This window comes from Methylobacterium sp. C33D (assembly GCF_053345825.1).
Window position 1 is genome coordinate 1 of sequence record NZ_JBKFAV010000074.1, and the last position, 10,080, is coordinate 10,080.

10 protein-coding genes are annotated in these 10,080 nt (G+C 73.9%); 2 read left to right on the forward strand and 8 right to left on the reverse strand.

Annotation, left to right across the window (positions count from 1 at the left end):
• A partial coding sequence (locus ACLBXO_RS30815; protein WP_447687796.1) for a response regulator occupies positions 1-1,022 on the forward strand: 1,022 nt, incomplete at its 5' end.
• A gap of 226 nt (positions 1,023-1,248) precedes the next feature.
• Here the strand turns inward: ACLBXO_RS30815 and ACLBXO_RS30820 are convergent.
• From ACLBXO_RS30820 to ACLBXO_RS30855, 8 genes are all read right to left on the reverse strand, one after another.
• Positions 1,249-2,493: a capsule biosynthesis protein gene (locus ACLBXO_RS30820; RefSeq protein WP_447687797.1), complete on the reverse strand. Its 1,245-nt coding sequence runs from the start codon at positions 2,491-2,493 to the stop codon at positions 1,249-1,251.
• A gap of 387 nt (positions 2,494-2,880) precedes the next feature.
• Entirely contained in the window at positions 2,881-3,075 is a 195-nt protein-coding gene (locus ACLBXO_RS30825; RefSeq protein WP_331314637.1) for a ComEA family DNA-binding protein, read from the reverse strand.
• Between the two features lie 71 nt (positions 3,076-3,146).
• Positions 3,147-3,608, reverse strand: coding sequence for a response regulator (locus ACLBXO_RS30830; protein ID WP_447687798.1), 462 nt, complete (start codon positions 3,606-3,608; stop codon positions 3,147-3,149).
• Positions 3,605-4,723, reverse strand: coding sequence for a sensor histidine kinase (locus ACLBXO_RS30835; RefSeq protein ID WP_447687804.1), 1,119 nt, complete (start codon positions 4,721-4,723; stop codon positions 3,605-3,607). The genes ACLBXO_RS30830 and ACLBXO_RS30835 overlap by 4 nt, the downstream gene beginning before the upstream one ends.
• 185 nt (positions 4,724-4,908) lie before the next feature.
• Complete coding sequence (locus ACLBXO_RS30840; protein WP_447687799.1) at positions 4,909-5,676, reverse strand: FkbM family methyltransferase; 768 nt, start codon at positions 5,674-5,676, stop codon at positions 4,909-4,911.
• A gap of 127 nt (positions 5,677-5,803) precedes the next feature.
• Entirely contained in the window at positions 5,804-6,301 is a 498-nt protein-coding gene (locus ACLBXO_RS30845; RefSeq protein WP_447687800.1) for a peptide deformylase, read from the reverse strand.
• 86 nt (positions 6,302-6,387) lie between these two features.
• Positions 6,388-7,392, reverse strand: a complete 1,005-nt coding sequence (locus ACLBXO_RS30850) for a sigma-70 family RNA polymerase sigma factor (RefSeq protein ID WP_447687801.1) — start codon at positions 7,390-7,392, stop codon at positions 6,388-6,390.
• Positions 7,389-8,138 carry an SDR family oxidoreductase gene (locus ACLBXO_RS30855; protein WP_447687802.1) on the reverse strand — a complete coding sequence of 250 codons (750 nt, stop codon included), beginning with the start codon at positions 8,136-8,138 and terminating at the stop codon, positions 7,389-7,391. Before ACLBXO_RS30855 ends, ACLBXO_RS30850 begins: the two co-directional genes overlap by 4 nt.
• A gap of 237 nt (positions 8,139-8,375) precedes the next feature.
• Here ACLBXO_RS30855 and ACLBXO_RS30860 point away from each other — a divergent pair, with 237 nt between their 5' ends.
• Positions 8,376-9,980 carry an ATP-binding cassette domain-containing protein gene (locus ACLBXO_RS30860; protein ID WP_447687803.1) on the forward strand — a complete coding sequence of 535 codons (1,605 nt, stop codon included), beginning with the start codon at positions 8,376-8,378 and terminating at the stop codon, positions 9,978-9,980.
• Positions 9,981-10,080: the final 100 nt, after the last annotated feature.

The following is a 10,080-nucleotide window of genomic DNA, read 5'->3' on the forward strand; positions in this document are numbered from 1 at the left end:
TGCTCGCCGTCGCGGGGCCGGGGGACGGCGCGGCCGACGCGGCGCTGCGCGCCGGCCTCGCCGACGCGGTACTCCGCTGGCCGGTGACCCAGGCGGAGTGGCGGCCCGTCCTGTCGGCGCTGGCCGAAGGCGGCCCCCTCGCGGCGGCGGCGCCCCCGGCGGCGCCCGTCGGCACGGACGAGGCCCTCCCGCGCTTCCCGGCCGCGCGCGTGCTCGTCGCCGACGACAGCGCGGTCAACCGTGAGGTCGCCCGCGAGGCGCTGGCCCGCTGCGGCGTGACCGACGTCGTGACCGTCGAGGACGGGGCCGCGGCCGTGGCGGCCGCCGAGGCGCGGCGGTTCGACCTGATCCTGATGGACGGCAGCATGCCGGTGCTGGACGGCTTCGCGGCCGCGCGGCGGATCCGGCAGCGCGAGGCGGCCACCGGCGGTCGCGTCCCGATCGTCGCCCTCACGGCGCACGTCCTCGGCGAGGCCGCGGACGCCGCGGCGGCCGCCGGCATGGACGGGACGCTCCTGAAGCCGTTCACGCTGCGGCAGCTCGCAGACCTCTTGGAGGCGCAGGTGCCGGCGCTCCGCGGCGGCGCGCCGGACGCCGCGGCGCGCTCCGGCACGCCGGAGGAGCCGGCCGGGCCGGACCCGGCACCGGCCGGGGCGCCCGCCCCCGACGACCTCCTCGACGCCGAGGTCCTGGACGGGCTGCTCGGCCTCGGGGACGGCGCCTTCCTCGACCGCGTCCTCGAGCTGTACCGGGCCCAGGGGCCTGTGGCGCTCGCCCAGCTCAGGGCGGCCCTCGCCGCCTCCGATCAGCCGGCCATCGCCCGGGCCGCCCACGGCCTCAAGTCGATGAGCGCGAATGTCGGCGCGCGCGCCCTCGTGGCGCGGCTGCGCGTCATCGAGGAGGCCGCCCGGACCGCCGCCTGCACCGAGCGGGCGGAGGCGTGCGACGCCCTGGACAGCCTGCTCGCCGCGACGATCCGAGGCCTCGCGGAGCGGACGGGCTCCCGGGCGGCCGCCGCCTAGGTGCGAGGCGTCCGGCGGCTCCGGCCCGTCGACGCGTCCAGGACAAGTTATTCCCTCGGACGACCGCGCGATTTCGCAGACCTGCCCTGCGCTTCGGTATCTGGCATGCCAGAGGGTCGGGCCGTACGGTTCCGCTTCCTCCCAAGCACTCCCTCAGCCCGCCCGGTTCGCCGCGGCGGGCTTTTTCGTGGGCTCGTCCGCACCCGTGCGCCGACCCCGCCCGGGATCAGGTGATGAGCATGCGGCGGGTGAACATCGCGGCCGCGAACAGCACGGCGGCGCCGGCGGTGATGATGCTCGTCATCAGGATGCGCCGCGGCTCGGTCGAGGACCCGGCCTTGATGGGCTCGACGATCGGCACCAGGGCCACGACCTGCTGCTGGGCGACGATGCGGGCGCGGTCATAGGCCAGCTGCACGTCGCGGTGATACTTCTCGGCATTCTCGCGCTCGTGCTCGAGATCCTCGAACCGCGTGAGCGCGTCCGAGAGGCGCCGCTTCTCCGTCGGCGCGGTGCCGGCCAGCTGCTGCTGGACCCGCGCGATGTTCGCGTCGAGATCGCCGATCTGCTGCTTCAGGTCGACGATGCTGCGCGATTGCGGGCCGAGGTCCCGCTGGAGCACCGCCAGCTGGACGGCGAGCTTGGTGCGCGACTCCCGCAACTCCGACACCGACTTGATGGTGGCGGTGTTCGACTTGATCACGTCGAGCACGCCCTCGCGGTTGCGCAGCTCGTTCAGCGCGGCGTTGGCCTTGGCCTCCCGCTCCTCGGCGAGTTTCAGGACGCGCGTGCTCACGTCGAGGGCGTCCTTCCGCGACGGCATGCTGAGCTCGTTCAGCATCCGCTCGGTGTCGGCCATGACGGCCTTGGTGATGGCGAGCGACTCGTCGGGATCGAATGCCTCGACCGTCAGCGACATGATGCCGGAGGCGGACTCGACGTCGACATCGACCCGGCGCCGCCAGTACCGCAGGAATTTCTCGACCGGCTTGTCCGGGTTGAAGCGGGAGAACATGTCGATGTCGTCCCGACCGAACCACGCGCGGATCGGGAGCTCCGCCGAGACCGCTTCGACCATCGGCCGGCTGTGGATGTATTCCTGCGCGATGAGCGTTTCCTGCGCGACGGTCGCCTTGATCACGCCGGCGTTCGTGCCGACCGTGTCGGGCGTCGCCTTGTCGGCGGTGCCGAGTGTGGGCCGGATCGCGAACCGCGCCTCGGTGACGTAGCGGTCGGAGACGATCAGCCCGTAATAGATCCCGGCGGCCAGGGTCGGCAGGACGAAGCAGACGGCGAACAGGAGCGGCAGCCAGGGATCGCTTTTGACGTGGCTCTGATAGGAGCGCACGCCCTTCCTGGTGTCGGGCAGGCCCGGAAGGCGCGCGAACTGCCGCAGCGACTGCGCGATCACCTTGTTCCGGTCGATGCCTTTCAGAGGCCGGCCCTGGGCTTTCTCGACCTGCATGTTCATCGTTGCTTCTCGAAGCTCGGGCTTGCGCGGACGTCCTCGGCCCGCGCGGCTTTCACGCCGCTGGTGCAGCCCATCACACGGACAGGCGGCGAAAGCATGTCAGCCGCGATGCTCCAGGTTCGGCCGCATCCGGCCATCGCGCCGGGCCAGCGGTCCCGTGACCCGCCGCAGGGGCAGAGCCGTGTGTGCGAGGGCTGCGCCCGACCGGTGCCGTCCCGCTGCGACCGGCGGCAGTGCCTTTCCCGACCGTGTCGCAACGGTCGGGAGGGACGTCGACCCCGGTCGGGACAGCCGCCCGAACCCCCGCTCCCGCACGGGAGAGGGGATCCGCGCCGCGGACGGCACGGGCTCGGCGATCGCCTCCGTCCCGATCCGTTCGGGCCGGCGCTAGGGGCTCTCCGCCACCGTGACCTGATCGGCGACGCCCTCGGTCTTGCCGCTCAGGCCCGGCACCTCGTCGAGTTGCCGCAGGCTCGTGAATCGACCGCGCTCCTCGCGGTAGCGCACGATCTCGAAGCCGTGGCCCCTGAGTGCCGGCACGCTGTCCAGCTCCTCGGCCGTCGCCGTGTTGAGATCGATCATGGTGGTTCCTCCCCGCGCCGCTCGGCGCCGTGCCGGTTCGTTCCGGGCCTGCCCCGCGCCTCCGGGGCCGCTCAGCGGAGCGGATCGGCGCGGAACTGCCCGCGGGCGGGCTCGGACGCCCGACAGCGGCAGGACGGCGGCATTTCGGCCAGGCCGCCCGCGCCGCACGGATCACCGCCGCTCAGGAGCCGGAGCAGCAGATGCTCGAGCGGCGCCGCCTGATAGGGCTTCTGGAGCACCGGAACGGCCTCATAGGCGGAATCGAGGCCGTGCTGCCCGTACCCGGTGGCGAACAGGAACGGCGTGCCGCGTGCCAGCAGCAGGTCGGCGACCGGGTAGCTGCGCGCGTCGCCGAGATTCACGTCGAGGACCGCCAGATCGAAGTCCTCGCTCCGGGCATAGGCCAGGGCCTTGTCGAGGCGCATCGCCACGACGACCTCGCAGCCCAGGTCGAGCAGCATGTCCTCGGCCAGCATGGCGACGAGGCTCTCGTCCTCGATCAGCAGCACCCGGCGTCCCGCGAGCGGTGTCATGGTGCGCGCGGTCCCTCGACCGCCTCCTGACCGATCCACCCGAGCCGGGTCAGCGGGATCCGCATCTGGCAGGTGGCGCCCGTGGGCGCGTAGGAGATGACCGCGCTGCCGTCGAACTCCAGGGGCAACTGCCGCTCGATGAGCCGTGAACCGAACCCCTTGCGGGTCGGCGGCGTGACCGGCGGGCCACCCCGCTCCTCCCAGAGCAGGTCGAGTTGCTGGCGGCTGTCATCCAGGTCGTGCAGAGACCACGTCACCGCCACGCGGCCTTCGGACGTCGACAGGGCGCCGTACTTCGCCGCGTTGGTCATCAACTCGTGCAGGGCCATCGCCAGCGTGACTGCCACCTTAGGATGCAATCGCGCGTCCGGTCCCTGTAACCGGAAGCGGCCGGCATCGACCTCTGCCAAGAGGTGGGGGGCGAGCGCGCGCTCGACCACGCTGCGCAGGCTGGCGCTCTCCCAACGGTCCTCGACCAGCACGTTGTGGGCATTGGACAGGGCTGCCATCCGGGCGTCGAAGACGGCGCGCACGGCCTGGTCGGTCTGCCCGCGGAAGGTCTGTGCGGCGATCGACTGCACCGTGGCGAGGGAATTCTTCACCCGGTGATTGAGCTCGTTGATCAGCAGGTGCTGGCGTTCGGCCGCCGCCTTCTCCTCGCTGATGTCGCGGACCTCGATGATCGTGCCGATGATGTTGGTCGCGTCGTCCCGGATCGGGCTGGCGGTGAACGCCACGGGGAAGAAGTGCCCGTCCCGGTGCACGAACACCTCCTCGCCCCGCTCCTGGTTGTTCTCCGGGAAGGCACGGTCGATCGCGCACTCCGCCAGCGGGAACGGCCGTCCGTCCGGGTAGGTGTGGTGGACGATGTCGTGCAGCGGGCAGTCGCGGGCGAGAACCTCCCGCAGAGTCCAGCCCGTCAGCTGCTCGGCGGCGCGGTTCATGTAGATGCAGTGCTGGCGGTCATCCATCAGGAAGATCGACACGGAGGCGTTGTCGAGGACCGCGTTGAGGCGACGCTCGCTCTCGAAGAGCTGGCCCGATCCGCGCCGAAGGCTCGCCAGCGGCGCGCTCGCGGCGGACGAGGATTGAAACGGCTGCCGCGAGTTCGGCACGGTCACGACCCTTCACGCGGGTTGATCTGAGATACCCCGCGCGCGATCCTGGGGGACCTTCGGGACCGGGCACGATGGGCGGATGGCCGCGCCGGACGGCGCAGAGGTGGGAGCGTGCAACGCACCATGCGCGGCGGTTGTTCCGCCGCGCGGCCGGACGGGCCTCGCTGTCCCCCGGGTCCGGATCAAGCGGGTCCGGGCACTGGGCCGCGCGCGAACGTCGCGACCCAGTCCGGGCGACGCTCCTGGGGCACGAGGAAGAAGTCCCAGGTCACGCAGTCGCTGACCGCGAGCCACGTGCTCGCGTCGTCGATCAGGTTCCCGGTGATGTCCGCGCAGATGTAGCCGTGGCTCTCGGCGAACCGGTAGAGCGAATCCTGCGCGTGCCCGTAGGCGGAGTAGCCGGCCCAGCCGTACTCCACGCTGACGATCGGGCGGCATCGCCGGAGGAGCTCGACCGCGCCGCTCAGGGCGTTCAGCTCCCCACCCTCGATGTCCATCTTGACGTAGGCCACCGCGGGGACGTGACCGAGCGCGGTGTCGAGCCGCTCCGTCCTGACCCTGATCGTCTTGGAGGTGATGGCCGGATTGCTGAAGTAGCGGGCGAGGAGCCCGCTCTCGCCGGGCACGCTCGCGACCGTGAAATCGGTCCGGCCCGCCGTGTCGGAGAGGGCGACGTCGTGAAGCTCCACCTCGGGACGCCGGCCGAAACGCCGCGCCAAGTCCTTCATCAGGAACGGGATCGGCTCGAAGGCGTGGACCTTGCCGGTCGGGCCGACGATCTCGACGAACGCGACGAGGTGGAGCCCGGTATGGGCGCCGACATCGACGATGACGTCCCCCGGGGCTAGGAAGCGGCTGTAGCCCTGCCGCAGGATGCGCTCGTAGTCCGGGATCTGACCGGCGTCGTGAACGGCCCTGAAGGCGTTGGCGGCGGCCACGGCAGGATGCATGCGCAAGGTCCGTTCTGCGGAGACGAGTCCTGAGGGATGGCGAAGTCGCGCCCATGGTAACCCTCGCCGCGCCGGCTCCGCCAGCGCGCTCGCGGCGGGGCGCCGACGACCGCCGGCCCGGATCGGTCTACGCGGACCGGCCCTTCTCGAACCGCTTCAGCAGGCGCTCGCGCTTCAGCCGCGACAGGCGGGCGATCCAGAACACGCCGTCGAGCTGATCGATCTCGTGCTGCAGGACCGCGGCCGGGAAACCCTCCGTCTCCTCCTCGCGGGCGGACCCGTCGAGGTCGCGGTAGCTCAGGCGGATGCGGGCCGGGCGGGTGACCCGCTCACGCACCCCCGGCATGCTGACGCTGCCCTCGTCGTGGACCGCCGTGTCGGGGGATGCCCAGGACACGACGGGGTTCACGTAGACGCGGGCGCTCTCGTCCGGCGACATCCGGACCACCACGAGGCGCGCGGGGACGCCGATATGCGGGGCGGTCAGGCCGATGGCACTCTCGGCCATCAGCGTGTCCCGGACGTCGTCGGCGAGGGCCTGAAGGGACGGGCCGAACGCGTCGACCGGCTCGGCCGGGCGCGTCAGGCGCGGATCGGGGAACAGGACGAGCGGGCGCGCCGGCATGGTTGATCAGTCCGCGTGGGTCGGTCCACCTGCGGGGACCCGAGAGCCCGCCGCGCGCCATGCAAGCCGCGCCGCGGGGCGGATCGTCAAGACGGTTCCGCGCCGGTCCCGCTTGCGTCGCCGAGCCCCGACCCGGCCGCGACGGCGCGCGCGACGTGGCGGAGCTTGTCGGGATTGCGCGTGATGTAGATGGCGTCGATCCGGCCGTTCTCGATTGCGAGGGCCGTCGTCTGCAGGACGCCGCCGCGCTCGCGGCTGACATAGCCCGGAAGACCGTCGATCCACGCGAACCCGACCAGCGCCGGCCGACCGTCACCCCACTTGCGCCGCACGCCCGCGTAGAGCCGGAGCAGGCGCTCCAGCCCCCGGATCGGGTTGACGAAGGCGAGCACCTTACCGCCGCCGTCCGAGGAGAGCGTCACGCGGTCGGCGAGCAGCACCCGCAGCCGCGCGACATCGCCGCTCGCGGAGGCCTCGAAGAACGCCCGGGCGACGCGCTCGCCCTCGTCGCGGGTCACGGGATAGCGCGGGCGCGCGGCCCGGACGTTCCGGCGCGCGCGCGCCGCGAGCTGGCGCACGGCCGGCGCCGCCCGCCCGAGCGTCTCCGCGACGTCGCCGAGCGGCAGGCCGAACACGTCGTGGAGCAGGAAGGCCGCGCGCTCCAAGGGGGACAGCCGCTCGAGCGCGAGCATCAGCGTCAGGGTGAGATCATCCTCGTCCACGCCGTCCGCCCCCGGCTCGACCAGCGGCTGGACCAGCGGCTCCGGCAGCCAGGGGCCGACATAGCTCTCCCGGCGCGCCCGCGCCGACTTGATCTGGTCGAGGCAAAGCCGCGTCACGACGCGCGCGAGGAACCGGTCGGGCGCCGCGACGGCGCTCCGGTCCGCCGCGACCCAGCGCAGCCACGCGTCCTGCACGATGTCCTCGGCCTCGCTGCGCGAGCCGAGCATGCGGTAGGCGATGCGCAGGAGCCGGGGCCGGAGGGCCTCGAAGGCGGCGGTCCCGTCCCCGTGCCCCGGGCGCGTGACCGGACCGGACGCCTGATCGTGTCGCGGCGGAGCCCGCCCGCGGGGAACGTCGGGTCCCGTCATGCCGTCGCGAGCCAGGTCTCGAAGCGCGTGCCGCCGAGGCGGGCCGCGGCCCCGTCGTCGGGAACCAGGGAGCCCCGCGCCAGCGGGGCGCCGAAGTAGCGGGCGGCGGCGTCGACCGTCACCGGGCGGCTGTCGCCGGCGGCCGCCACGCGCCGGGCGACGAACGCCCGGAACGGCCACCGCTCCGGCCCCGCGACGTCGACCGTCCCGTCGGCGGGCGCGCCGACGGCCACCGCGGCGAGCGCCGCGGCGACGTCCGCCGCCGCGACGGGCTGGAAGTCCGCGTCCGGCACGACGATCCGGTCCCCGACCGCGAAGGCCTCGGCGATCGTCCCGATGAACTCGAAGAACTGCGTCGCGCGGACGATGGTGTAGGGAAGGCCCGAGGCCGCGATCAGCCGCTCCTGCGCGACCTTCGCCCGGAAGTAGCCGTTGCCGTCCACGCGGTCCGCGCCCACGATCGAGAGCGCGACGTGGTGCTCGACGCCCGCCTGCCGGCCGGCGTCGAGGAGGTTGCGGCTCGAGCGCGCGAAGAAGTCGAGCACCGCCGCGTCCGCGAAGGAGGGCGCGTTCGCGACGTCGACCACGGCATCGGCGCCGACGAGAGCCTGGGCCAGGCCCTCGCCGGTCACGGCGTCGACGCCCGTGCTCGGAGAGGCGGGGACGGCCTCGTGGCCCGCGCTCTCCAGGGCGGCCGTCAGGTGCCGGCCGATCAGCCCGCTGCCGCCGATCACCACGATCTTCATGACGTCTGTTTCCCGCGCGGACCGGGCCGAGGGGCACCCTGCCGCTCCGGCGTCCCGGTCGGCCACAGGACGAGGCGGCGCCCCGGTTTGCGACATCCCGCCGCGAAAAGCGACGGCCGCGCCCTTGCGGGCGACCGCGACCGGCGCTACCGAGGCGCCCCGCCGGAGCCGAGACGCCGATGAGACTGACCCTGACTGCAACGCCGCCCCGCCTTGCCGCCAGGACCGTCTCTCCGCATGCCAGCACAGCTCGCCCTCCTGAACGTCGCGTGGACCGCGCCTGACGGGCGCCCCGTCCTCTCCGACATCACCGCCAGCTTCGCGCGGGAGCGGACCGGCATCGTCGGCCGCAACGGCGCCGGCAAGAGCACGCTCCTGAGCCTCCTGGCGGGCCGCCTCGCGCCGACGGCCGGCACCGTCCACCGCGACGGCACGGTCGCGCTGATGCGTCAGGTCGCGGGCCCGACCGGGGACCAGACCGTCGCCGACCTGTTCGGCGCGACGGCCGGCCTGGCGCTGCTCCGCCGCGCGGAGACCGGCGCCGCGGGGGCCGACGAGCTCGCCGCGGCCGACTGGACGCTCGCGGAGCGCCTGGCGGAGGTGCTGGCGCGGATGGGCGTGGCGGTGCGTCCCGACGCGCCGCTGCGGCGCCTCTCCGGCGGGCAGCGCGCCCGCGCGGCGCTGGCGGCGGCGATCTTCGCCGCGCCGGATTTCCTGCTCCTCGACGAGCCGACCAACGACCTCGATCGCGACGGGCGGCGGGCGGTTCACGACCTGCTTCAGGGCTGGCGCGCCGGCGCGGTCGTGGTCAGCCACGACCGCGCCCTGCTCGACGCGATGGACGCCATCGTGGACCTCGCGCCGGCGGAGGCGACCCGCTATGGGGGCAATTTCGACGCCTTCCGGCAGGCCAAGGCGACGCGCCGCGCCGCGGCCGAGCACGACCTCGCGAGCGCCGAGAAGCGGGCGACGGACCTCGCCCGCCGGGCGCAGGAGCGCGTCGAGCGCCAGCAGCGCCGCGACGCGGCCGGGCACCGCCGGTCCGCGAAGGGCGACCTGCCCCGGATCCTGGCCGGGGCTCGCCGGGACAACGCGGAGCGGAGTGCGGGCGGGAGCGCGCGCCTCGACGAGCGCCGACGCGCCGGCGCCGCGGCCGATCTGCTCGAGGCCCGGGGCCGGATCGCGGCGGTGAAGCCGGCCGCGATCGCGCTCGCGCCGAGCGGGCTCCACGCCGACCGGCGCGTCCTCGCGCTCACCGACGTGACGGTCGGCTACCGGACCGGACAGCCGGTCCTGAGGGGCGTGTCCCTCGCGGTCACGGGCCCGGAGCGCGTCGCCCTCTGCGGGCGGAACGGCTCGGGCAAATCCACCCTGCTCGCCCTGATCGCCGGCCGCCTGAGCCCGTGGTCGGGCCGCGTGTCGGTCGGGGTGCGCGCCGCGCTGCTCGACCAGCGCCTCGACCTCCTCGACCGCGACCGGACCGTGGCGGAGAACTTCGGGCGCCTCAACCCGGAGGAGGACGCCAACGGGTGCCGGGCGGCGCTGGCGCGATTCCAATTCCGGGCGGCCGCCGCCGACCGCCCCGTCGCGGCGCTGAGCGGCGGCGAGCAGGTCCGGACCGCCCTCGCCTGCGCGCTCGGCAACCGCGCGCCCCCGCCCCTCCTGATCCTCGACGAGCCCACCAACCACCTCGACCTGGACGCGGTCGAGGCCCTCGAGGCCGGGTTGGCGGCCTATGACGGCGCGCTCCTCGTCGTCAGCCACGACGCGGCCTTCCTGGACGCGCTGGGGATCACCCGGCGCGTCGACCTCGACGATCTCGCCGGCCGGCCGCGCGCCTGAGGGCGGCGTCCGGGCCGGCGTCCGGGTCGGCGGCGGGACGGGACGCGGCCGCGAGCGCCAGGAGCAGCGGCAGCGGCGCCGCCCCGAGGAGCCGGCCGCG

Coding starts and splice junctions, on each gene's coding strand:
- ACLBXO_RS30855 (WP_447687802.1), bottom strand. CDS start 8,138: ATGAAGATCGTGGTGATCGGCGGCAGCGGGCTGATCGGCCGGCACCTG.
- ACLBXO_RS30840 (WP_447687799.1), bottom strand. CDS start 5,676: ATGCATCCTGCCGTGGCCGCCGCCAACGCCTTCAGGGCCGTTCACGAC.
- ACLBXO_RS30820 (WP_447687797.1), bottom strand. CDS start 2,493: ATGAACATGCAGGTCGAGAAAGCCCAGGGCCGGCCTCTGAAAGGCATC.
- ACLBXO_RS30825 (WP_331314637.1), bottom strand. CDS start 3,075: ATGATCGATCTCAACACGGCGACGGCCGAGGAGCTGGACAGCGTGCCG.
- ACLBXO_RS30860 (WP_447687803.1), top strand. CDS start 8,376: ATGCCAGCACAGCTCGCCCTCCTGAACGTCGCGTGGACCGCGCCTGAC.
- ACLBXO_RS30845 (WP_447687800.1), bottom strand. CDS start 6,301: ATGCCGGCGCGCCCGCTCGTCCTGTTCCCCGATCCGCGCCTGACGCGC.
- ACLBXO_RS30850 (WP_447687801.1), bottom strand. CDS start 7,392: ATGACGGGACCCGACGTTCCCCGCGGGCGGGCTCCGCCGCGACACGAT.
- ACLBXO_RS30830 (WP_447687798.1), bottom strand. CDS start 3,608: ATGACACCGCTCGCGGGACGCCGGGTGCTGCTGATCGAGGACGAGAGC.